At 75.1% G+C, this 20,896-nt stretch carries 23 protein-coding genes; 16 read left to right on the plus strand and 7 right to left on the minus strand.

Annotated elements, in window-relative coordinates; all coding sequences use genetic code 11:
- Positions 1 to 11 precede the first annotated feature (11 nt).
- From D7193_RS01845 to D7193_RS01860, 4 genes are read left to right on the plus strand one after another with little or no spacing between them, the layout of a single operon-like run.
- Positions 12 to 1,421, plus strand: a complete 1,410-nt coding sequence (locus D7193_RS01845; RefSeq protein WP_120777637.1) for a PfkB family carbohydrate kinase — start codon at positions 12 to 14, stop codon at positions 1,419 to 1,421.
- On the plus strand, positions 1,418 to 2,113 hold the full coding sequence (locus tag D7193_RS01850; protein ID WP_120777638.1) for an SDR family oxidoreductase: 696 nt from the start codon (positions 1,418 to 1,420) through the stop codon (positions 2,111 to 2,113). The genes D7193_RS01845 and D7193_RS01850 overlap by 4 nt, the downstream gene beginning before the upstream one ends.
- Complete coding sequence (locus tag D7193_RS01855) at positions 2,110 to 3,075, plus strand: glycosyltransferase family 9 protein (RefSeq protein ID WP_120777639.1); 966 nt, start codon at positions 2,110 to 2,112, stop codon at positions 3,073 to 3,075. Before D7193_RS01850 ends, D7193_RS01855 begins: the two co-directional genes overlap by 4 nt.
- Before the next feature lie 9 nt (positions 3,076 to 3,084).
- Positions 3,085 to 3,945 (plus strand): alpha/beta hydrolase family protein, encoded by an 861-nt coding sequence (locus D7193_RS01860; RefSeq protein WP_120777640.1) that lies wholly within the window; start codon positions 3,085 to 3,087, stop codon positions 3,943 to 3,945.
- 64 nt (positions 3,946 to 4,009) lie between these two features.
- On the opposite strand, the gene D7193_RS33340 is transcribed toward D7193_RS01860, so the two are convergent.
- Positions 4,010 to 4,180, minus strand: a complete 171-nt coding sequence (locus tag D7193_RS33340; RefSeq protein ID WP_158674753.1) for a hypothetical protein — start codon at positions 4,178 to 4,180, stop codon at positions 4,010 to 4,012.
- Positions 4,181 to 4,451: 271 nt separating this feature from the next.
- Between D7193_RS33340 and D7193_RS01865 the strand changes: the two genes are divergently transcribed.
- From D7193_RS01865 to D7193_RS01875, 3 genes are all read left to right on the plus strand, one after another.
- Complete coding sequence (locus D7193_RS01865; RefSeq protein WP_241562782.1) at positions 4,452 to 5,150, plus strand: hypothetical protein; 699 nt, start codon at positions 4,452 to 4,454, stop codon at positions 5,148 to 5,150.
- A 291-nt stretch (positions 5,151 to 5,441) separates the two neighbouring features.
- A complete protein-coding gene (locus tag D7193_RS01870; RefSeq protein ID WP_120777641.1) occupies positions 5,442 to 5,816 on the plus strand; it encodes a hypothetical protein in 375 nt (124 codons plus the stop codon).
- A 101-nt stretch (positions 5,817 to 5,917) separates the two neighbouring features.
- Positions 5,918 to 7,150, plus strand: a complete 1,233-nt coding sequence (locus D7193_RS01875) for a cytochrome P450 (protein WP_120777642.1) — start codon at positions 5,918 to 5,920, stop codon at positions 7,148 to 7,150.
- A 22-nt stretch (positions 7,151 to 7,172) separates the two neighbouring features.
- Here D7193_RS01875 and D7193_RS01880 read toward each other — a convergent pair whose 3' ends face one another.
- Positions 7,173 to 8,093, minus strand: a complete 921-nt coding sequence (locus tag D7193_RS01880) for a DUF72 domain-containing protein (protein ID WP_120777643.1) — start codon at positions 8,091 to 8,093, stop codon at positions 7,173 to 7,175.
- Between the two features lie 132 nt (positions 8,094 to 8,225).
- Between D7193_RS01880 and D7193_RS01885 the strand changes: the two genes are divergently transcribed.
- From D7193_RS01885 to D7193_RS01895, 3 genes are all read left to right on the plus strand, one after another.
- Positions 8,226 to 8,732 (plus strand): DinB family protein, encoded by a 507-nt coding sequence (locus D7193_RS01885; RefSeq protein ID WP_120777644.1) that lies wholly within the window; start codon positions 8,226 to 8,228, stop codon positions 8,730 to 8,732.
- A 149-nt stretch (positions 8,733 to 8,881) separates the two neighbouring features.
- Positions 8,882 to 9,778 carry a hypothetical protein gene (locus D7193_RS01890; protein WP_147434311.1) on the plus strand — a complete coding sequence of 299 codons (897 nt, stop codon included), beginning with the start codon at positions 8,882 to 8,884 and terminating at the stop codon, positions 9,776 to 9,778.
- A 32-nt stretch (positions 9,779 to 9,810) separates the two neighbouring features.
- The gene (locus tag D7193_RS01895) at positions 9,811 to 10,578 is read left to right on the plus strand and encodes a Pr6Pr family membrane protein (RefSeq protein ID WP_174242531.1); all 768 of its coding nucleotides are present in this window, start codon (positions 9,811 to 9,813) and stop codon (positions 10,576 to 10,578) included.
- 46 nt (positions 10,579 to 10,624) lie between these two features.
- On the opposite strand, the gene D7193_RS01900 is transcribed toward D7193_RS01895, so the two are convergent.
- Positions 10,625 to 12,691, minus strand: coding sequence for an amylo-alpha-1,6-glucosidase (locus D7193_RS01900; protein ID WP_120777646.1), 2,067 nt, complete (start codon positions 12,689 to 12,691; stop codon positions 10,625 to 10,627).
- Complete coding sequence (locus D7193_RS01905) at positions 12,688 to 13,089, minus strand: SCP2 sterol-binding domain-containing protein (protein WP_120777647.1); 402 nt, start codon at positions 13,087 to 13,089, stop codon at positions 12,688 to 12,690. The genes D7193_RS01900 and D7193_RS01905 overlap by 4 nt, the downstream gene beginning before the upstream one ends.
- 220 nt (positions 13,090 to 13,309) lie before the next feature.
- Here D7193_RS01905 and D7193_RS01910 point away from each other — a divergent pair, with 220 nt between their 5' ends.
- Positions 13,310 to 14,356 carry an NAD(P)-dependent alcohol dehydrogenase gene (locus D7193_RS01910; protein WP_120777648.1) on the plus strand — a complete coding sequence of 349 codons (1,047 nt, stop codon included), beginning with the start codon at positions 13,310 to 13,312 and terminating at the stop codon, positions 14,354 to 14,356.
- 55 nt (positions 14,357 to 14,411) lie between these two features.
- Here the strand turns inward: D7193_RS01910 and D7193_RS01915 are convergent, their stop codons facing one another.
- On the minus strand, positions 14,412 to 14,921 hold the full coding sequence (locus D7193_RS01915; protein ID WP_120777649.1) for a mycothiol transferase: 510 nt from the start codon (positions 14,919 to 14,921) through the stop codon (positions 14,412 to 14,414).
- A gap of 82 nt (positions 14,922 to 15,003) precedes the next feature.
- Here D7193_RS01915 and D7193_RS01920 point away from each other — a divergent pair, with 82 nt between their 5' ends.
- A complete protein-coding gene (locus D7193_RS01920) occupies positions 15,004 to 15,519 on the plus strand; it encodes a 2'-5' RNA ligase family protein (RefSeq protein ID WP_120777650.1) in 516 nt (171 codons plus the stop codon).
- Between the two features lie 273 nt (positions 15,520 to 15,792).
- Positions 15,793 to 15,978: a hypothetical protein gene (locus tag D7193_RS01925; RefSeq protein WP_120777651.1), complete on the plus strand. Its 186-nt coding sequence runs from the start codon at positions 15,793 to 15,795 to the stop codon at positions 15,976 to 15,978.
- 79 nt (positions 15,979 to 16,057) lie between these two features.
- Here D7193_RS01925 and corA read toward each other — a convergent pair whose 3' ends face one another.
- Together corA and D7193_RS01935 are read right to left on the minus strand one after the other, a co-directional pair.
- Entirely contained in the window at positions 16,058 to 17,188 is a 1,131-nt protein-coding gene (corA, locus tag D7193_RS01930) for a magnesium/cobalt transporter CorA (RefSeq protein WP_120779178.1), read from the minus strand.
- Positions 17,189 to 17,347: 159 nt separating this feature from the next.
- Positions 17,348 to 18,379, minus strand: coding sequence for an extracellular catalytic domain type 2 short-chain-length polyhydroxyalkanoate depolymerase (locus D7193_RS01935; protein ID WP_241562783.1), 1,032 nt, complete (start codon positions 18,377 to 18,379; stop codon positions 17,348 to 17,350).
- A gap of 254 nt (positions 18,380 to 18,633) precedes the next feature.
- On the opposite strand from D7193_RS01935, the gene D7193_RS33345 reads away from it, so the two are divergent.
- The 3 genes from D7193_RS33345 (at position 18,634) to D7193_RS01945 (ending at position 20,873) form a co-directional block, all read left to right on the plus strand.
- Positions 18,634 to 18,786, plus strand: a complete 153-nt coding sequence (locus D7193_RS33345) for a hypothetical protein (protein ID WP_158674754.1) — start codon at positions 18,634 to 18,636, stop codon at positions 18,784 to 18,786.
- A gap of 111 nt (positions 18,787 to 18,897) precedes the next feature.
- Positions 18,898 to 20,178: a low temperature requirement protein A gene (locus D7193_RS01940; RefSeq protein WP_120777653.1), complete on the plus strand. Its 1,281-nt coding sequence runs from the start codon at positions 18,898 to 18,900 to the stop codon at positions 20,176 to 20,178.
- 77 nt (positions 20,179 to 20,255) lie between these two features.
- Positions 20,256 to 20,873 (plus strand): acyl-CoA-like ligand-binding transcription factor, encoded by a 618-nt coding sequence (locus tag D7193_RS01945; RefSeq protein WP_120777654.1) that lies wholly within the window; start codon positions 20,256 to 20,258, stop codon positions 20,871 to 20,873.
- Positions 20,874 to 20,896: the final 23 nt, after the last annotated feature.

Consider the following 20,896-nt stretch of genomic DNA (forward strand, 5'->3'; position numbering starts at 1 on the left):
GGGAGCACGTCGTGAACGCGCCGATCGTGATCGTCGGCGACACCCTGCTCGACCGGGACGTCACCGGGGCGGTCACCCGGGTCTGCCCGGACGCGCCCGTACCCGTGCTGGACGAGCGGTCCGCCGTCGACCGGCCCGGCGGCGCCGGCCTCGCGGCGCTGCTCGCGGCCGCGCAGGGCGCAGAGGTGGCGCTGGTCACCGCCCTCGCCGACGATGCCGGCGGCGCCCGGCTCGCGGAACTGCTCGCCGCCGCCGGTGTCACCGTCCACCCGCTACGGTCGCCCGGCGCGACGCCGGAGAAGATCCGGCTGCGCGCCGGCGGGCAGACCCTGCTGCGGCTCGACCGCGGCGGCGAGCCCGCGCCGCCCGGCGAGCCGCCGCAGGCCGCGCTCGACGTGCTGCGCGCGGCGGGCGCGATCCTGGCCAGCGACTACGGGCGCGGCCTGCTGCGCCAGCCGGCGCTGCGGTCCGCCCTGGCCGACGTGGCCGCCCCGGTCGTGTGGGATCCGCACCCGCGGGGGCCCGCCGCGGTGCCCGGTGTGCGGCTGGCCACCCCGAACCTGGGCGAGCTGCGCCAGCTCACCGGTGACGCGGGCGCCGGGTCGCCGCTGTCCACCGCCACGCGGGCCGGGCAGGAGCTGCGCCGGCGCTGGCGGGCCGCTGCCGTCGCGGTGACCACCGGCGCGGACGGGGCGGTCCTCTGCCACTCCGGCGGCACGCCGCTGGTGGTGCCGCCGCCGGACCCGGTGGAGCGGGCCGAGGACACCTGCGGCGCCGGGGACCGGTTCGCCGTCGCGGCCGCCGGCGCGCTGGCCGGCGGGGCGCGGGTGTCGGAGGCGGTGCAGGAGGCGGTGGCCGCGGCGTCCGCGTACGTGGCCGCCGGCGGTGCGGCCCGGCTGCGCGACACCGCGCCCCGGCCGCAGGCCGACCCGGCTCCCCCGGCCCTGGAGCTGGTGGCGCGGGTCCGGGCGGCGGGCGGCACGGTGGTGGCCACCGGCGGCTGCTTCGACATCCTGCACGCCGGGCACCTGGCCACCCTGCGGGCCGCCCGGGGGCTCGGCGACGCCCTGGTGGTGTGCCTGAACTCCGACCGGAGCGTACGCGGCCTGAAGGGCCCGGACCGGCCGGTCAACGGCGAGGCCGACCGGGCCCGGCTGCTCGCCGCGCTGGACTGTGTGGACGGTGTCGTGATCTTCGACGAGCCGACCCCGCACACGGTGCTCTCCCGCCTGCGTCCCGACGTGTGGGTCAAGGGCGGCGACTACGCCGGCGACGGCGCGCCCGAACTGCCCGAGGCGGACCTGGTCCGCGGCTGGGGCGGCCGGGTGGTGACGGTGCCCTACCTGGCCGGGCGGTCGACCACCGCCACCATCGCCGCCGCGCGCCCGCGCGACGGCCACCTCGTGAAGGGAGCAGCATGAGCAGGGACCTCAACGGTTCGGCGATCCTGGTGACCGGCGGGTCCAGCGGGCTCGGCGCCGCCGTCGTGACCGCGGTGGCGAAGGCCGGTGGCCGGCCGTACGTGATCGACCGGCAGGCGCCCGCCGACGACGTGCCGTGGGTCGAGTGCGACCTCGCCGACACCCGCGCCGCCGAAGCCGCGACCCGGCGGATCGCCGAACAGGCCGGCGGGATCGACGGCGTGGTGACGGCCGCCGGGATGGACGTGCCGGGCCGGCTGGCCGACGTGCCCGGCGAGACCTGGGACCGGATCGTGGCCGTCGACCTGCTCGCCACCGCCGCCGTGATCCGCGCCGCCCTACCGTGGCTGGAACGCGCGCACGGCACCGTGGTCACGGTCGCCTCCACCCTGGGCGTGAAGGCCGTGAGCGACGCCACCGCGTACTGCGCCGCGAAGTTCGGGGTGGTCGGCTTCACCCGGGCCCTCGCCGCCGAACTCGCCGGCAGCGTCGGCGTGACCCTGCTCGTGCCGGGCGGCATGCGTACCGCCTTCTTCGACGACCGCGACGAGCGCTACAAGCCGGGGCCGGACGCGGTGCTCAACGACCCGGCCGACACGGCGGCGGCCGTGCTCTTCGCCCTGTCGCAGCCGCCCGGCTGCGCCGTGCGGGAGCTGGTGGTCTGCGCCGAGCAGGAATCCTCGTACCCGTGATCCTCGTGCTGCGCGCGCTCGGCGTCGGCGACCTCGCGACCGGGGTGCCGGCGCTGCGCGCGCTGCGGGCCGCGTACCCCCACGAGGAGCTGGCGCTGGTCGCGCCGCGCGCGTTGGCGCCGCTGGTCGACCTGGTCGGTGGCGTCGACCGGCTGGTGGACGCCCCCGGGCTCGGTCACCTGCGGTGGCCCGGCACCGCGCCGGACGTCGCCGTGAACCTGCACGGGCGCGGCCCACAGTCGCACCGGATGCTCGCCGCGCTGCGACCCGGCCGGCTGCTCGCGTTCGCCAACGCGGAGGCCGGGTTCACCGACGGCCCGCCGTGGCGCGCCGACGAGCACGAGATCGACCGCTGGTGCCGGCTGCTGGCCTGGTACGGCATCGCCGCGGACCGGACCGACCTGGCGCTGCGCCGACCCGAGCCGGACGGGTTGCCGGTCGGGGCGAGCATCGTGCACCCGGGGGCGAAGGCGACACAGCGGCGCTGGCCGCCGGCCCGCTTCGCGGCGGTGGCCCGGGAACTCACCGGGCGCGGGCACCGGGTCGTGGTGACCGGCAGCCCCGCCGAGCGGGACCTCGCCGAGCGGGTGGCCGCGCTGGCCGGCCTGCCCCGCGCCGCGGTGCTCGCCGGCCGGACCGACCTGGGCCAGCTCGCCGCGCTCGTGGCGCACGCCCGGCTGGTGGTCAGCGGCGACACCGGGATCGGTCACCTCGCCACCGCGTACGCCACCCCGTCCGTGCTGCTCTTCGGCCCGGTCCCGCCCGCACAGTGGGGGCCGCCGCCGGACCGGCCCTGGCACCAGGCGCTCTGGGTAGGTCCCCGCGACGCGTCCGACCCCGGGCCGCACCCCGCCCTCTCCGCGCTGGACGTGCCCGACGTGCTCGCCGCCGTGGACCGGGTGGAGCGGGTCGCCCGCCTCCCCCGCGCGCGCCGGCTACCGGTCGGTAGCTCGCGGCCGTAGGCTGGGCCGGTGAACGGGGAGACCGAGTACGCCCAGGAGTACGTCGACGTCGACGGTGACCGGCTCGGGGTGCAGGTGTATCCGGACCCGGACCGGCCGGGGGCACCGGTCGTGGTGATCTGGCCGGCGATGGGCGTACGCGCCCGCTACTACCGGCCCCTCGCGGCCGCGCTGCGCGCCGAAGGGCTGGCCGTGGCCGTCGCCGACCTGCGCGGCACCGGGGCGAGCACGCCCGCGCCGAGCCGCCGGTCCCGGTACGGGTACGCGGAGCTGGCCGGCGACGTGGGCGCCGTACAGGAAGCGCTCAAGCCCCGGCTCGACGGGCGCACCCGCGTGCTGCTCGGTCACTCGCTCGGCGGGCAGGCGGCGCTGCTGCACCTCGCCCTGCACGGGTCGGACACCGTGGACGGTCTGGCCCTGGTCGCCGTCGGGCTGCCGTACTGGCGCGCCTACCCCGGCCGGCGCGGGTACGGGGTGCTGCCGTACACCCAGGGCATCGCGGCCACCGCGGCGCTGCTGCGCGTCTGGCCCGGGTGGGGCTTCGGCGGCCGGCAGGCGCGCGGGGTCATCCGCGACTGGGCGTACACCGCCCGGACCGGACGCTTCCCCCACCTCGACGGGGTGGACACCGAGGCCGCCGTGCGGGCGGTACGCACACCGGTGCTCGCGGTCAGCGTCGACGACGACCAGTACACGCCGCACCCCACGATGGACCACCTCTGCGCGAAGCTTGCGGCGGCCCCGGTGGCGCGGGAGCACTACACCGTCGCGGCGGCCGGAGCCCCGCTGGACCACTTCACCTGGGTACGCGCCGCGGCGCCGCTCGCCGCCCGGGTGGCGACCTTCGCCGCCGGCCTCCCGGCACGCTGACCGTCCCGCCCGGCCGCGGCGCGTGTCCGCGTCCGGCCTCGGCGCGTGTCCGCGTCCGGCCGGGTCACTCCTCCGGTTCGAGGGGCACCATCTCGCCGTCCCGCTCCACCCGGATCTCACCGTGGTCCCGCCGGGGCGGCACCTCCGCGGTGGTCCGGTTCGGGTCGTTGCCGGGGTGCATCAGCACCGCGTCCGTCTCCGACGTCTTCTCACGGCTCTCGTCCGGCTGGGTCATGGCCGTTCCCTTCCCTCGTCCTCACCGTCTGCTCTACCCCGGCACGCCCGGACGACTCCTGCCCTCGACCCGGTTCCGCCCGTCGCCGGTGTCGTGCGGTTTCTTGACGTCGCGCTGTCGGGACGGGCGGGGCACCGCGAGTTCCTGGAACCGGGCGTACGGTCGGGCCGTCCCGTATGTCCCACCCGCGAGGTCTCGACGGGTGACCGACGGGGTTAGCCGCCCGGGCGGTGGGTAAGCCGCACCGCCCGACACGGCGGAAGGGGATCAAATGTCGGAACGGCACACCGCACTGCGTTCGATGCACGATCTGGGTCTGGCGGCCTGGTTCGGGGGCTCCCTCATGGGTGCACTCGGTGTCAACGGCGCGGCGGCGAAGATCAACGACGCGACACAGCGGCTGCCGGTGGCCTCCGCCGGCTGGGCACGGTGGACCCCGGTCAACGCGGCCGCCATCGGTGCGCACCTGGCCGGGGCGGTCGGTGAGCTGGTGACCGAGAGCCCCCGTGTGGCCGCCCAGGCGGGCGTCGCGCGGGCCACCACCGTCAAGACGGCGCTCACCCTGGGCGCGCTCGCGGTAACCGGCTACAGCCGGTTGGTCGGCATGCGGCTGCACAAGGCCGGCGGCCCGCCGGTGGACGGGGTCACCGAACCCAACCACCACACGCCGACCCGGATCGCCGCCAGCCAGCGGCAGATGAAGCTGCTCCAGTGGGCGGTTCCCGCGCTGACCGGCGCGCTCGTGGTGGTGACCGCGTACATGAGCGAGCAGCAGAAACCGGGCCAGGTGTGGCGCGGAATGCTCGGGCGGGCGGGCGGCTTCATGACCGCCCCGAAGGGCATGGCCAAGGTCGTCGGAGTGAGCAAGGTGGCCCAGCTGGGCAAGATGAGCGGCATGGGCCGGATGGCCATGATGCACAAGGCCGGAGGGGGCGCGGGCAAGCGGCACATGGCAATGTCCAGCCGCTAACCCCCGCACCCCGCCCGCCCACCCACCCACCTACCCATCCCACCCGCGCCCTCGCCCTCACGCGCGCCCAACGCCCCCGTCGATCATGCAGTCGTGGTGCCCCACAAAAGCCGCGTACCACCATGGGCCGGGCACCAGAACTGCATGATCGGCGGGGTGGGGGGCGGGGCGAGCGGCGGGGTGGGGTGGGGTGGGGTGGGGTTCTTGGGGGTGGGGCCGGGCGGGCGGCATGACCGGCGCGGGGGCGGGCAATCAGCGCTGGTACCGGCGGACCGAGCAGCGAGGTGGGACATGACGGCGGACCAGGGACGCGACGGCGGCCAGGCCCCGCGCGATCCGGAGGCGACCGTCCCGTGGGGCACCCGGGACGTCTACGACACCGAGCCGCCCTGGGGTGTCGGCGAGGACGACCCGATGGACGAGGGCAGCGAGGAGCCCGCCGTGCCCGAGGGACGCCGCGGCGAGCGCCGGGCCGGCGCGCCGGCCGGACCGTCGGGCCCGGAGGGGCGGCACGGCTTCGGGCCGGTGGAGCCGACCCGGGCGCCCGTGGCCGGGCCCGGCGCACCGCCCGATCCGGCCCCCAGTGGCCGGTCGTTCCCGGACGACGCGGACATCGACGAGCGCGCGCAGGACGCGTTCCGCAGTCGCGGCCGCCGCTCGGCCTGAGGCCGCGCCACGTGGGTGGCGCGGCGGGCGGCGGGGACGGATCGTGCGCTGGTCAGGCACCGAAGGGGTTTGCCGCCCCGCGACCCGGGCAGGAGAGGGTCATGCCGTCGCGCCACACCGTCCGACTGGACAACACGCTCGCGCTGGCCCTGGAGGGCTACGCCTGGCTGCCCAATCGGCTGCGCCGCTGCGACGCCGACGTGATGCGCACCCGGCTGCTCGGGCAGCGCACCCTGGCGCTGCACGGCCCGGACGCGGCGCGTTTCTTCTACGACGAGCGGCACGTCCGGCGGCACGGCGCGATCCCGGGGCCGGTGCAGAGCACCCTGTTCGGGCACGGCGCGGTGCACAGCCTCGACGGTGAGGCCCACCGGGTCCGCAAGGCGCTGCTGGTCGCACTGCTCATGAACGGGAGCATCGACTCCCTGGTCGAGCGGGCCGGCGCGGCCTGGGACGCGGCCGCCCGCGACTGGGCCGTGCGCGGCCCGGTCGTGCTGTTCGACGAGGTGAGCGGCGTGCTGACCCGGGCGGTCTGCGACTGGACCGGCATCCCGCTCACCGGGGACCAGGTGCCGGCCGTCGCCGCCGACCTGGTGGCCATGGTGGACGGATTCGCGACCGGTGGGCCCCGGCACTGGCGGGCACGGTGGGCGCGGACCCGCCGGGAGGACTGGCTGGCCGGGCTCGTCGAGCGGGTACGCCGGGGCGAGGCGACGGTGCCGGCCGGGTCGGCGGTGCGGGCCGTGGCCGAGCACCGGGACTCCGGCTCGTCGCCGCTGGACCCGTGCGCCGCCGCCGTCGAACTGCTCAACATCGTCCGGCCGACCGTGGCGGTCACCTGGTTCGTGGCGTTCGCGGCCCACGCCCTGCACCGCTGGCCGGAACACCGGGAGCGGCTGCGTACGGGCGACCCGGCGTTCGCCGGGGCGTACGCGCACGAGGTCCGGCGCTTCTACCCGTTCGCGCCGTTCGTGGGCGGACGGGCGGCGGCCGACGTGGAGTGGGGCGGCGTGCGCATCCCGAGTGGCACGCTGGTGCTGCTCGACCTGTACGGGCAGAACCACGACCCGCGGCTCTGGCCGGACCCGTACCGCTTCGACCCGGACCGGTTCGTGGGCCGCGAGATCGGTCCCTTCGAGCTGGTGCCGCAGGGCGGCGGCGATCCGCGCACCGGTCACCGCTGCCCCGGGGAGATGATCACCGTGGCGCTGCTGCGGGACCTCTGCGTCCGGCTGGCCCGTCTCGACTACCGGCTGCCCGAGCAGGATCTGCGGATTCCGCTGCACCGCATCCCGACCCGCCCGAGGAGCGGCGTGGTCGTCGAGGTGCGCTGACGCCCGCGATCCGCCCCCACGATCACCGACGAGAGCCGCGGAACGCGGACCCGACGGGCACGGTCGGTGGGGCGGAGGGCGCGAGGAGCCTCGCCATCTGTTCGGCGTCGTGTTGGGCCTGGCCGGCGCAGCAGTTGTTGAACAGCACGTGCAGCTCGGCCGCCTGCCCGGCCAGCTCGGTGAGCAGCTCCGACCAGTGGCGCAGCTCCCGCTCGCCGTAGGCGTAGCGGAACTTCTCCCGCTTGTCGCCCGTCGCCCACGCGTCGCTGTGGCCGTGGAACCGGACCACCGCGAGGTCGGCGGTGGTCGTGAGGATCGGTGGGACCGACGACGGGTGGCCCTGCGGCATGTCCACACAGACCAGGGCGAGGCCGCGGGTGCGCAGGAAGTCGAGGGTGTCGAGGGCGGCCCGACCGTCGAACCAGGAAGCGTGTCGCAGCTCGACGGCGACCCGCCACGGTCGGCAGCGCTCCGCCAGCTCGGCGACGCGGCGTTCGGCGGCCGCGCCGCGAACCAGCCACGGCGGGAACTGGAGCAGGACCGCACCGAGCTTGCCGGCCGCCGCGACGGGCTCCAGTGCCGCGCGGAACCGGGTCCACAGCTCGTCGTACGCCCCGGCGGGCAGGTCCCGCCGGCGGACCCGGCTCGGGCCGCCGGGCGGGCGCAGGTCACGCGGCAGCGCGGCGACGGGTGTCGGGTGCCCGGTGAAGAGGCTGAACGCCTTGACGTCGAACGTGAACGGGTCCGGAGTGGCGTCGACCCACCCCTGCGTGGTCTCGGGCACGGGCACCGCGTAGTACGAGGTGTCGACCTCGACGAGGGGAAAGCGCTGGGCGTACCAGCGCAGCCGGGCGGCCGGTGTGGTCACCGACCGCGGGTACCACCCCGACCGCAGCAGGTCCCGGTCGGCCCAGGACGACGTGCCCACCCGAATCACACCCATGTGATTCAGGTACCCGGTCGCGTCGCGGCGCAACCGGGCAGGCCGGGCCGAAGGGGACAGGCCGTGTCCGGGCGGAAATGTCGGTGCCCGGACCTACGGTGTACCTGGCAGACATCGAGCGAGAGGCGGGTCATGACCATCTCCGAGCAGGTCGTCACGGGCGAACGGGCCGACCTTCTGCAAGCGCTCCGCCGCCACCGCGGGTTCCTGCGGCAGACCGTCGACGGCATCACCGACGCGCAGGCGGCGAGCCGCACCACGGTCAGCGAGCTGTGCCTCGGCGGTCTGATCAAGCACGTGGCGCTCACCGAGGAACGGTGGATGCGTTTCGCGGTCGGCGGCGCCGACGCGATGGAGAGCGAGCCGATCGACTGGGTGGGCCAGTTCCGAATGGTCGAGGGCGAGACGCTGGCCGGTCTGCTCGACGAGTACGACCGCGTCGCCTCCCGCACCGACGAGCTCGTCGCCACCCTCGACCTCGACTCCGCGCACCCGCTGCCGGTCGCTCCCTGGTTCGAGCCCGGCGCGAGCTGGTCCGTCCGGCGGGTGCTGCTGCACGTCATCGCCGAGACGTCCCAGCACGCCGGGCACGCCGACATCCTGCGCGAGGCGATCGACGGCGCCAAGACCATGGGCTGACGCCGGGCGCGGAGCCCGACGGCGGTGGCCGGGGCCACGTCGCCGGGTCTCGATCGCCGCGCCCCGGGCCGCGTCGCCGGGTTCCGGCCCCGGTGGCGCGGGCATCGCGATGTGACGTCCCATCGGCGCGTGGCGCTGAGGGACACGAGATGAACGCACACCGGATGGACCAGGAGACCGTCGAGCGCCTGCTCGACGATCGCGGCGACGACGCACAGGATTCCGCCCACCCGCTCGTTCCGCTTCTGGTGGCCGTACGCGCTGGGGCGCTCCCGGGTGAACTCGACGGCGAACAGGCCGCGGTGCAGGCCTTCCGCCGCACCCTCGCGGAGCCGGTCGCCGCGCCGCGACGCCGTCTCACGCTGACGAGGATCGGCGCACGGGCCGGCCTGGCCGCGCTGGCCCTCGCCGCGACGGGCGGGGTCGCGCTGGCCGCCACCGGCGCGCTGCCCACCGGGACGCCCGGCCGGCCGGTAGGCCCGCCCTCGCCGTCCGCGCCGTCCGCCGCCGCCTCATCGTCCGCCGACACGACCCCGGGCAGCGGCAGCGACGGCGGGCCCTCTGCGGGCCCCGGCGCCACGGAGGCCCCGGCCGCGGCACTGTCCAGCCTGTGCCGGAGCTTCCGTGACCAGGAGGACGACACCCCCGGCCGGTCGCTGGAGAATCCGGCCTTCGACCGTCTCGTCGTGGCCGCCGGCGGGCCGGGCCGGGTCCCCGACTACTGCGACCAGGTGCTGGCCGAGGAGGAGCGCGGCGCGGGCCGGACGAAGGACCCCGACCACCCGGGGGTGGGCACGCCCCCGACCGCGGCCCCGGGCCGCCATCGGGAGCCGGGCACGCCGGACGCGACCACTCCGTCGGGCGAGACCGCGCACCCGGACGGCACCGCGCAACCGGGCGGCAGCGTGCGAACCGGCGGCACCGCGCAACCGGACACCGCGCAAAGCGGCGGCACCACGCGCTCCGGCAACACCGCGCAACTCGACGGAACCACCGAACCGGGCGGGCAACGCGCGCGGGGCGGCACCGGCGGCGAGGCTCACTGACCCCGGCGGCACGCGGCTGTTAGCGTGCCCCGGTGACCCAACGGCGGCGGCGTGCGGTGGTGGCCCTGCGCGTCGTGACGGTGACCGCCGTGCTGGCCGGGATCCTGCTCACCGCCCTCGGCCCCGCCACGGTGCCCGGGCTGCTTCCGTACTTCACCATCCAGAGCAACGTCGCGGTCGGACTCCTCGCGGGCCACGCCGCCTGGCGGGCGTGGCGCGATCGCCCCGATCCCCCGGCCGTTGTCCGGGGCGCGATCACCCTCTACATCACCATCACCGGCGCCGTGTACCACCTGGTGCTCGCGAACCCGGCGAGCCCGTTCGCCGTGCCGCAGCCCGACCGTACGGCCGGCGAGGCCCTGGGCAACCAGTTCCTGCACACCGTGGTGCCGCTGCTCGCCCTGGCCGACTGGGCGTTCGCGGACCGGCGGGGCCGGCTACGCCCGCGGCACGCCGCCTGGTGGCTCGCCTTTCCGCTCGCGTACCTGGCGTTCGCGCTGGTCCGCGGGCTCGTGGTGCACGGTTATCCGTACCCGTTCCTCGACGCGGGCGAGCTGGGGTACGGAGGGGTGGCGCTCGTGGCGGTCGTCCTCGCGGCGGCGTTCTGGCTGCTCGGGCTCCTCTTCGTGGGCGCCGACCGGGCGCTGGCCGGGCGGCCGCCCGCCGCGCTCCACGACGGCGCGCCCACCGGTGACGCCCCGCGCCAGCGCGTCGGGGGCAGCGGAGGCGGGCCGCGCGACGCGGTGCGGCGCACGGGCACCCCCGCTGATCCCGGTACGGCCGACCGAGGCCGGTCGTAGGGCGGCAGTGGCGTCCCGCTGCGGGGCACCCGGCGGTGACGTGGCGTCAGCGCACCCGTGCACGACGTCCCGGATGGACCCCGGCCCGGTCCCGCGCGTACGCGTCGGAGCGTCCCCAGCGCCCCGGCACGTCCAGGAGTTCGATCCGGCCGAAGCCGGCCGGCAGCGCCGGGTTCACGAGCAGGTTGTCCCCGCTGGGCCGCAGCCCGAGCAGGGCGCCGAGCAGCATCAGCAGCCCGCCGGAGGACCACGCCTGCGGTCGTCCGGCGGCCGGCAGCTGGACGGGGTACTTCGTCACGTGCCGCTCGTATCCGGCGATCAGCTCCGGCACCGAGCCGCCGAGCGTGTCGGCCACGTCGAAGACGGCGGCCGCGATCCGGGCGGCCTCCGCGTCCCGGCGGTAGTGGCGCAGCCCGGCCACGATCAGGGCGTTGTCGGAGGGCCAGACGGCGCCCAGGTGCGACCCGACGGGGTTGTACGGGTGCTGCCCGGAGGCCAGGGTCCGTACCCCCCACCCGGAGAAGAGCTGTGGGCTGACGAGGTGCCCGGCGACGGCCGCCGCGAACTCGTCGTCGACGATCCCGCTCCACAGCAGGTGCCCGATGTTGGACGACAGGGCGTCCACCGGCGTCCCGTCCGGCTCCAGCGCCAGCGCGTAGTGCTCCCGGTGCGGCAGCCAGAAGTCCCGGTTGAACCGCCGCTTCAGGTCCGCGGCCTCCCGTTCGAGCCGGTCGGCGTACGCGGGATCGCCCCAGAACTCGCGGGCCAGCCGGGCGCCGCGGCGCTTGGCGTCGTACGCGTAGCCCTGGAGTTCGCAGGTGGCCCGCGGGAAGCCCGGCATCCGCCCGTCGGCGTACGTGATCGCGTCGAGCGAGTTCTTCCAGCCCTGGTTGACCGTGCCCGTGTGCGGGTTGCGGGTCTGGTACCGCAGGTACCCGTCGCCGGTCATGTCGCCGTACTCGTCGATCCAGTCCAGCGCCATCCGGGCGGGGTGGCGCAGTTCCCGGACCACGTCGGCGTTCCCGGACCAGCGTTCGTACTCGTCGAGCAGGATGACGAAGAGGGGCGTGGTGTCGGCGGCGCCGTAGTAGACGGCGCTCGGCTGGTCGCCGAAGGCGGCCGCCTCCCCGTACCGCAGCTCACCCAGGATCTTCCCCGGTTCCTCGTCGTGCACGTCGTCGAGTTGGCTGCCCTGCAGGTTGGCGAGGATACGCAGCGTCGGCGCGGCCAGCTCCGGCGTGAACGCCATGGTCTGGAGGCAGGTGATCAGCGCGTCCCGTCCGTACAGGGTCATCCCCCAGGGAAGGCCGCCCACCGGCACCGGGCCGGGATTCGACAGCGGCAGGTACCGCAGCGAGGCGAGGTCGGTGAGGCACCGCTCGTACGTCCGCTGCAGCGCCGGGCGCTCGGACACCAGCTGCGGCGCCCGACCGAGCCACTCCTCGAGGTCCTCCCGCATGCTCCGGCGGACGTGGTGCCGGTGCTCGTCCAGGTCGACCCGCAGGTCCCGCCCGCCGGCGCCCTGGATGGTCATCGCGACGTGCAGGTCGGCGATCCAGTTGCCCTCCGGTGGGATCCGGATCCGGAACGTCATGCCACCCTCGTCCACGTCCACCGGAACGGTGCTGCTGACGGTGGTGTCCCGGACGAAACGGTCCCGGGTGTAGCGCAGCCGCAGCTGGCGCCGCTCCTGGTCGGCGATGATGGCGACGTCGCGCGGGCGGGGTTCGCGGATCTCCGCCGTGTCGGCGAAGTCGCTGCCGATGTCGAGCCGGACGGTGTACTCGGCCGGCTCGGCCGAGTGGTTGAGCACGGTGATGCGCTCGTGGAAGGCGCTGTCGATGGAGCGGTGCCGGATCACCGAGACGTCGGCGTCGACGTAGTGGCTGGCGGCGCCGGGCACCAGGAAGAACCGCGTCTCGAAGTAGGTCATGTCGTCGCGGGACAGCGAGTTCAGGCGTTCACCGTCGATGGTGAGCACCCAGCGGGACAGGAAGCGGGTGTCGAACGAGAAGAGACCGACGGGCGCATGCGGGTCGACGACCATGTCGCCCTGCTCGTCGCTGAGCGCGAAGGCGTTTCCCGCCAGCACGTACACCCGTTCCTGCCTCATCGCCTGTCCTCCTGCCCGCCGGGCCGGCGCGGGGCGGCGCGCCGGCCCAGCTCGCGGGGATGCCGGGCGGTCGCCGGGCCGGGAAAGATCCGGCGCAGCAGCGGCATCAGGCGCAGGTTGCCCTGCACGGTCACGTCGTTGCGGAGCAGGGCCGACGAGATGTGCGTGTCTCCGGCGGCGAGGCGGTCGAAGACCGCCCGGTCGGCGCGGATCACGACGTCGGCGTCCTCGGCGGAGCGGCTCACCTCGACGTGCTGGTCGGCGACCGTCAGGTACCAGTGCTCCGTCCGGCCGTTCTCGCGCGCGTCCAACCGCAGCGTGCCCGTCGTCGTGTCCGGCAGCTCCGGGCGCCGCCTGGGTTCCAGTGCCGTCAGGTACTCGGCTGCCGACCTGGCCATCGGTCCCCTCCCCTCGCCCGCACACCGTCGCACGGCAGGGGGTGAGGCGGCCTCACCCGGACCGGATGAGCGCGCCGGCACGCGTCCGCCCGCGGGGCGCGACCCGCCGGGCACGCGACCCGCCGCGGGAAGCGACCGCACGCGCGACGGGCGACCGCACGCCGGGTTTCGGTCGGCGCGCAGCGGGCAGCCCGCAGGCGACGAGCGGGGGGAGGAACGGATGCGCGCGCTGCGCCTGCAACGGTGGAAGTCGGAGCCGGAACTGGTGGAGGTGCCCGAGCCGGCACCGGGCCCGGGCCAGGTGGTGGTCCGCGTGGGCGGTGCGGGCGCCTGCCACTCGGACCTGCACCTGATGGACGATTTCGACGAGGGGTCGGTGCCCTGGAATCCCCCGTTCACCCTCGGCCACGAGAACGCCGGCTGGGTGCACGCCCTGGGCGACGGGGTGACCGGGCTGACCGTCGGGCAGCCCGTGGCCGTGTTCGGCGCGTGGGGCTGCGGCACGTGTGCGCGGTGCCGGGTGGGTGTCGACCCGTACTGCGAGAACCCGGCGGGAGCGCCGGTGCCCGGCGGAGGCGGCGGGCTCGGGCTCGACGGCGGCATGGCCGAGTTCGAGCTGGTGCCCGACGCCCGGCACGTGGTACCGCTACCCGCCGGGCTCGACCCGGTGGACGCGGCGCCGCTCACCGACGCGGGCCTCACCCCGTACCACGCGATCCGCCGCTCGTGGCACCGGCTCGCTCCGGGCAGCACGACCGTGGTGATCGGCATCGGCGGGCTCGGGCACGTCGGCGTCCAGATCCTCAAGGCCACCACGGCGACCCGGGTGATCGCGGTCGACACCCGCGCGGACGCGTTGCGGCTGGCCGAGGAGTGCGGCGCCGACCTGACGGTGCCGTCGGGCACCACCGCGGCCGAGGAGATCCGGCAGGCCACCGGCGGCCTGGGCGCCGACCTGGTGCTCGACTTCGTGGGCGCGGACGCCACCCTGGCGCTCGGCGCGGCGGTCGCCCGGACGGTCAGCGACCTGGCGATCGTCGGCATCGGCGGCGGCACACTGCCCGTCGGGTTCTTCTCCGTGCCGTACGAGATGAGCGTCGCCACCACCTACTGGGGCAGCCGGCCCGAACTGATCGAGGTCCTCGACCTCGGCGCGCGGGGACTGGTCCGCCCGAAGACGGTGCGGTTGCCGCTGGACGACGCGCTCACCGCGTACCGGCGGATGCGCGACGGGACGCTGGACGGCCGCGCGGTGATCGTGCCGTGAGCCCGGCGGCGGCCGGCCCCGCCGTGGTCAAACCGCGGTGGGCCCGCCGCCCGCGTCAGCCGACGCCGAGCAGCCCGCGCACGTAGGCCGCCTGCCCGACGTGCTGGAGGTCGTCCTCGACGACGCTGACCAGCCGGACCCCGAGGGTCACCGGCGGGTCCCACGCCTCGTCGACCACCCGGTCCAGCTCCGCGGGGCCCAGTCCGGCCAGGAACTCACGGGTACGCGCATGGACCACCTCGTGGTAGTCCACCAGTACCTGGGCGCTCTCCGGCCGCACGGCGGCGACCTGCGCGGCGGTGTAGCCGTACCCGGTGTCCCGCGTGTCCGCCGGTAGCCCGAACCGGGCGGCCCAGTCGCCGGTCACCCAGACCTGCTCGGCTCCCATCACGTCGGCGACGTGATCGTCCTGTATCCGGGTCAGGTGCCAGACCAGCCAGCCGACCGTGTTGGCGCCGGGCGCCGGGGCCTGCCGCAGCTGGTCCGGCGTGAGGCCGTCGACCGCCGCGCGGACCAGGTCGGGCAGCCGGTCGTACGTCTCGATCAGCAGCTCGCTCACGTCCACGCCGTGTCCCCTTCCGCTGTCACCGTCGCTGCGAGAGGTACCGCTGCCGGTGGTGGTCAAACCTCATGACTACCGTGATCGGGTGGTCGCGGCGCTGGAGCTCTACCTGGACACCGACGCCACCCGACGGATCCGGGTGCTGTGGGACGCGTTGGAGTCCGAGGGTGTGCAGAGCATGCGGTCGTTGCTGGAGCAGCGGCACCGCCCGCACGTGTCGCTCGCCGTGGCGCCCCGTTTCGACCCCGATCGGGTGACGGCGGCGCTGCGCGGCATGGTGGTCGCCGCGCCGCTGCGGCTGTCGTTCCAGCACGCCGGCCAGTTCGTCGGTCGGGTGCTGTGGCTCGGGCCGACTCCCACCGCGGAGCTGCTGGCCCACCACCGGGAGGTGCACGCCCGGCTGACCGCGGCCGGCGTTCCGCTGGTCGCGCACTACCAGCCGGACCGCTGGGTGCCGCACTGCACGCTGTCGATGCGGGTGCCGAACGCGCTGATGGCCGCCGCCGTCCGCCGCTGCCTGGAGGTGCTGCCGATCGAGGCGACCGTGGTCGGCGCGGCGCTCACCGACCACGCCCGCGGCATCTCCTGCCCGCTGCCCTAGGGCGACGCCGGCGTCGCCAGCCGGGCCGCGACCCGCGCCACCCCGCATGCACGAATGTGCGAATGGCGGTGAGAGCCGGCGCGGACGACGCGGCGGCGGAGTCGGGTAATGGGAAACCGACTGTGCGGACGCTTCCCGACGTGGGATGGTTCCAGTGAGCCGTGTCACACGGCGTGCGATCCGCGTGCGTGCGGCCGCCCGCCGTGCCCGCCTGCCGCCCACCGCCCCGGTGGGCCCCCGCGGGGTCACGGCTGCGACGAGAGAGGCAGTGCCATGCAGGCTCAACGCAGCGCGCCACCGGTCGAATCGAGCCGGACCAGCGACGACCCCCAGGTCGGCGGCACCACCGGAGCGTCGACCCCGCTCACCGTGTGGGCCGCCTCCGCCATGCTCGGCCGCATCGGCGCCGGCGAGGACGAGACCGAGGACGAGCGGCACATCCTGCGCGGCTTCGAGTAGAGCGGGATCGTCCGCGGCGCCGCCCCGGGTCGTCGTCCGCGCGACGCCGTGGCGGCGTGGCGCCGGGCGGGCGTCCGGCTCACAGCCAGCCGCGCCGCTTGAAGACCAGGTAGAGGGTGCCGCAGACGAGCGCCATGAGCCCGATCGCGAAGAGGTAGCCGAACCGCCAGTGCAGCTCCGGCATGTGGACGAAGTTCATGCCGTAGACGGTGCCGATCAGGGTGGGCGCGAAGAGGATCGCCGCCCACGAGGAGACCTTCTTCAGCTCCTCGTTCTGGGCGTAGTTGGCCGCCGTGAGGCTGCGCATCTCCTCGTTCTGCTGCTGGGAGACCAGGGTCGCGTTCACGGCGAGGATGTTCTGCAACAGGTGGCGGAAGCTGTCCACCCGCTCCACCACCTGGGTGAGGTGGTCGGTGACGTCCCGCAGGTAGCGCTGCAGCTCCTCGTCCGAGCTGTACTTGCCGGACCCGGCGGCCAGCGCGGCGAGCACGCCCAGCAGTGGCCGGGCGGCCCGCTGGAACTGGATCACCTCGCGGCTCAGCTCGTAGATCCGCCGGCTGGCGTTCGGGTCCCCACCGAACACCTCGGTCTCGATCTCGTCGATGTCGTGCTCCAGCCCCGCCACGACCGGGGCGTACCCGTCGACCACCTGGTCGAGGATCGCGTAGAGCACCGCCTGCGGGCCGCGGGCCAGCATCTGCGGCTCGGCCTCCAACCGGCGCCGGATGGCCGCCAGGTCGGGCGCCTCGCCGTGCCGGACCGTGATGACGAAGCCGGGGCCGATGAACAGGTGCACCTCGCTGAACTCGACCACCTCGTGCACGTCGTCGTAGCGCGCGGCGCGCAGGACCACGAACAACGTCTCGCCGTACCGCTCCAGCTTGGGCCGCTGGTGGGCGTTGATGGCGTCCTCGACGGCCAGGTCGTGCAGCCGGAACTCCCGGGCGAGCGAGGTGATCTGCTCGCGGTCGGGCCGGTACAGCCCGATCCAGGCCATCGCATCGGTCAGTTCCTGGAGGCAGCGGTACGTGTCGGCGAGGGTCGACGGCGAGGCGTACCGGTACCCGCGCGCGTACACGGCGCTGTCGACGACGCCACGGGGGCGCTCCGGCGCCTCGTCCGGGCCTCGCCCCTCCGGGGCGTGCTCGTGCTCGTCGAGGCGGCGACCGAACCCGCCCTCGTCCGGCTGGAGGTGACCGTCGCCGACCATGACCACCTCCCCGCGCGCCTCCCGGTGGCCGTGCCGCGTGCGCCCACCGGCACGGACGGCCGGATCCGGGCACCGCGCCCACCGGGGCGGGTGCATCCCCCGTCCCCGCCCGCCGAAACCCGGGGCCGGCGGCGCGGGGGCACACGCGGCAAGCGGCCGTCAGCCGTCGACCCGGCGGACCATGTTCATGATCGTCTCGACCTGGGCGCCTCCCTTGATCGGGTAGTTCGTCGCGCCGAGGTAACCCCACCAGTCCCAGCAGCCGTTCGGGTTGACCGCCGAGGTGGTGGCCTGCGGGTAGAGCACGATCATGCTGTTGGTGTCGGCGTACTGGTTGAGGTTGGCCCGGTCCACGAAGGCGGTGCCGACCCGGCCGTAGCCCTGGAGGCAGCCGTGCAACGCGACCAGCAGCCGGCAGGACTGCCCGGCCGCGCAGGACGGCGGCACGTACGCGAAGCCGGCCGCGTCCATGCTGATGCCGTTCGCCCAGCCGTTGACCGCGAAGGTGTTCTGGTTGAAGCGGATCAGCGTGCCGCGCAGCGGCCCGGTGTTCGGCGCCTGCACCGAGCCGAGGAGCTTGCGCAGGAACGCGTTCTGCGGGTCGGTGCCGCAGTCGTTGAGGAACGGCGACGCGGTGACCGTGCACCCACCCGTGCCGTACGGGGTCACCCACGCGTGGCCGGCCGGCGAGCCGCTGTCGTACTGGACGCTCGCCCCGAAGCGCTGGTGGTACCCGACGAGGTCGTCGGTGACCGACTTCTTGACAGTGCCGTCGGAGGTGCCGTGGAAGACGTACGCGGGGCGCGACGCGAGGTTGCCCACCGGGTCGATCCAGCCGTACGACGCCCACGTGCGGGTGTACGCCTCCAGCGTGGCCGGGTAGGTCGGGTAGATGTTGTCGCCGCACGCGTAGAGGGCCTGGCTCACGGTGTTCTGCGCGCAGTAGTAGGGCCCTGCGGCGAAGACGGCCGACCCGCGGATGCGCCCCGAGTACGCCACCTGGAGCTGGGTGGCCATGTAGCCGCCCGAGGACACGCCGGCGACGTACACCGCGGAGACGTTGTAGGTGTTCAGTGAGCCGCTCACCGGCGGCACGGTGTAGGGGGTGCCGGCGGCCCACGCGGCGCCCGCCGGGGGCAGCGCGAGCAGCAGGCCGAGGCTGGCGGCCAGGGCCTTCCACACACTTCTCATGATTCACTCCTGTCGACCGGCACCGGCGACGCCGGCGTGCGCCGACGGTACCGAGACATGCATCACAGTCCATATGAGCGCGGCACACACAAGCCGCGGGTCCCGGGTGTCGCCGGCCGCCGGGGTCCACGGACGACTGCCGGCGCCCGCGCGGCGAGCGGGCCGGTCGCGGGTGCGGTGTGTCGGCGCCACGGCCACGGGTATCCGGGGCGGGCCCGCGGATGCCGGGCGCCAGGAAGCGCCGGGAGGCCACCATGTCGCAGGGTTCCGACGAGCAGCGCCCGCCCGCGCGGGAGCGCCCGCGGCCGGCGCGCCGCGAGCCGGAGCCGCCCGCCGATCTCGACGACGACGCGTGGACCGACGACGACGCCCGGGCGCCGGACACCGCGCCGAGCGAGGAGTCCTGAAGGCCGGTACGCCGGGTTTGCCGGACGGACCCGCGGGAACGCGCGCCCGGCCCGCTGGCAGGGGTGGAGGAGGCTTCGTGATCGTCCCGGCACCGCACCCGCCCGCCGCCGGTGGGTGACCCCGGCGCGGCCGGCCCCGACCGGTTGACTCCACCGCTGCGCCCGGGGCTGCGGCCCGTCGAGGAACGGACCCGCGTCACCACCGCGGAACTCTTCTTCGACGTGGTCTTCGTGTTCGCGTTCATCCAGGTCACCACGCTCATGGCGAGCGAGGCCAGCGCGCTGGGCGTCCTGCACGGGCTGCTCGTCCTGACCATGCTCTGGTGGACCTGGTCGCTGTTCGCGTGGCTCGGCAACCGGGTGCGGGGCAGTTACGGGTTGTCCCGGCTGGTGCTCCTCGTCACCACGCCGGTCATGTTCGTACTGGCCGTGAACACCCGGGAGGCGTTCAACGACTTCCCCGGCGGCGGTCACGCGACGCCGGTGGTGTTCGTGGCCACCTTCTTCGTCGTGCGGCTCCTCTACCTGGCGCTGCGGCTCTACGCGTCCGACCCGCTGCGCGGGCGCGACGTCGCGGCGCTCCTCGCGCCGGCGCTGCTCGCCACCCTCCTGCTGCTGTTCTCCGCGCTGCTGCCGGGATCCGGCCTGGACGGGACGACGGTGCGCTACGGCCAGGTGGCGCTCTGGGTCCTCGCCATCGCCGTGGAGTACGGCGCGGCGCTGCTGCTGCCCGTGCCCGAGCGCGCCGTCTTCTCCGCCGGGCACTGGACCGAACGGCACAGCCTCATCGTGATCGTGGCGCTGGGCGAGGTGCTGGTGGCGGTCGGGATCGCCGGCGCAGACCTCCCGAACTCGCGCGGCCTCATCTTCACCTCCGCGCTCGCCGTCGTGGTGGCCGGTGCGCTGGAGTGGATCTACTTCGACATCTCCGCGCTCGTGGGCGAGCACGCGCTGCGCCGGGCCGAACCCCGGCACTGGGTGACGCTGGCCCGGGACGCCTACAGCTACCTGCACCTGCCGATGATCGCCGGCATCATCCTGCTGGCGGCCGGCCTGAAGCACACGCCCGCCCTCGTGACGACCGCTCCCAGCTACCGGTCGGGCGCCCCGCTCGACGACCTCGGCCGGTACACCATGTACGGCGGGGTGGCGCTGTACCTGCTCGCCCACGCCGCGTTCCAGGTGCGGCTCAGCCGCCTGGTCCTGCCGGTCGTCTGGCCCCGGCTCCTGGCGGCGGCCGTGCTGCTCGCGCTCCTCCCGGTCACAGCCCGGATCTCGGCGTCGCGGTCGGTCGCCTGGCTCGCGGTGGTCTGCGTCGTCGCGGCGGTCACCGAGACCGTGGTGGGCCGCAACCATCGTCGCCGCCTCCGGGCGGCGGTCACGGCGGAGTAGGGCCCACGACGTTAGCCTGCTCACTTCAGAGCACGAAAGTTTGCGGAGGCTGAAAGATCCTTTCTACGTTTGACCGCGTGGCCCTCGACCCCGCTCCCGCCGGCCTGCGCGACCGCAAGAAGCGGCAGACCCGGGACGCCCTGGCCACCGCCGCGCTCCGGCTGGTCGCCGAACGTGGGCTCGAACAGGTGACCGTCGAGGACATCAGCGCGGCGGCCGACGTCTCGTCGCGGACGTTCTTCAACTACTTCCCGAGCAAGGACGACGCGCTCCTCGGCGACCACATGATCGACAGCGACCGGTTCACGGCGCGTCTCGCCCGGGTCCCTCCGGCGGTTCCCGCCCTCGCGGCCGTCCGCGCGGCCCTCGGCGAGGTGATCGACGGCATGCAGGCCGACCGCGAGCGGTGGCTGCTGCGCATGGCGGTGGTCGAGCGGAACCCGGCCCTGCTCCCCCGCCTGGTCGCGGCCGGCACCGAGGCCGAACGTGCCGTCACGGCGGCCGTCGCCGCGCGGGTGGGCGTACCCCCGGACCACGGTTTTCCGGTCCTGCTCACGACCGTGACCGGCGCCGCCTTCCGCACCGCCATGCTGCGGTGGGCCGCGGCCGGGGGCGCCCGGTCGCTGAGCGACCTGGTGGACGAGGCGTTCGACGCGCTCGCCGCCGGCCTGCCTGATCCCCCGCCGGCGCACTGACCCGACCCCTTCCACCGACGAGA

The sequence above is a fragment of the Micromonospora costi genome, from assembly GCF_003626655.1.
GTDB lineage: Bacteria > Actinomycetota > Actinomycetes > Mycobacteriales > Micromonosporaceae > Micromonospora > Micromonospora costi.

What these genes read in the sequence shown, in the direction of transcription:
- D7193_RS01850 (WP_120777638.1), top strand. Translation starts at nt 1,418, where the DNA reads ATGAGCAGGGACCTCAACGGTTCGGCGATCCTGGTGACCGGCGGGTCC.
- D7193_RS33340 (WP_158674753.1), bottom strand. Translation starts at nt 4,180, where the DNA reads ATGACCCAGCCGGACGAGAGCCGTGAGAAGACGTCGGAGACGGACGCG.
- D7193_RS01865 (WP_241562782.1), top strand. Translation starts at nt 4,452, where the DNA reads ATGTCGGAACGGCACACCGCACTGCGTTCGATGCACGATCTGGGTCTG.
- D7193_RS01870 (WP_120777641.1), top strand. Translation starts at nt 5,442, where the DNA reads ATGACGGCGGACCAGGGACGCGACGGCGGCCAGGCCCCGCGCGATCCG.
- D7193_RS01875 (WP_120777642.1), top strand. Translation starts at nt 5,918, where the DNA reads ATGCCGTCGCGCCACACCGTCCGACTGGACAACACGCTCGCGCTGGCC.
- D7193_RS01880 (WP_120777643.1), bottom strand. Translation starts at nt 8,093, where the DNA reads ATGGGTGTGATTCGGGTGGGCACGTCGTCCTGGGCCGACCGGGACCTG.
- D7193_RS01885 (WP_120777644.1), top strand. Translation starts at nt 8,226, where the DNA reads ATGACCATCTCCGAGCAGGTCGTCACGGGCGAACGGGCCGACCTTCTG.
- D7193_RS01890 (WP_147434311.1), top strand. Translation starts at nt 8,882, where the DNA reads ATGAACGCACACCGGATGGACCAGGAGACCGTCGAGCGCCTGCTCGAC.
- D7193_RS01900 (WP_120777646.1), bottom strand. Translation starts at nt 12,691, where the DNA reads ATGAGGCAGGAACGGGTGTACGTGCTGGCGGGAAACGCCTTCGCGCTC.
- D7193_RS01905 (WP_120777647.1), bottom strand. Translation starts at nt 13,089, where the DNA reads ATGGCCAGGTCGGCAGCCGAGTACCTGACGGCACTGGAACCCAGGCGG.
- D7193_RS01910 (WP_120777648.1), top strand. Translation starts at nt 13,310, where the DNA reads ATGCGCGCGCTGCGCCTGCAACGGTGGAAGTCGGAGCCGGAACTGGTG.
- D7193_RS01925 (WP_120777651.1), top strand. Translation starts at nt 15,793, where the DNA reads ATGCAGGCTCAACGCAGCGCGCCACCGGTCGAATCGAGCCGGACCAGC.
- corA (WP_120779178.1), bottom strand. Translation starts at nt 17,188, where the DNA reads ATGGTCGGCGACGGTCACCTCCAGCCGGACGAGGGCGGGTTCGGTCGC.
- D7193_RS01935 (WP_241562783.1), bottom strand. Translation starts at nt 18,379, where the DNA reads ATGAGAAGTGTGTGGAAGGCCCTGGCCGCCAGCCTCGGCCTGCTGCTC.
- D7193_RS33345 (WP_158674754.1), top strand. Translation starts at nt 18,634, where the DNA reads ATGTCGCAGGGTTCCGACGAGCAGCGCCCGCCCGCGCGGGAGCGCCCG.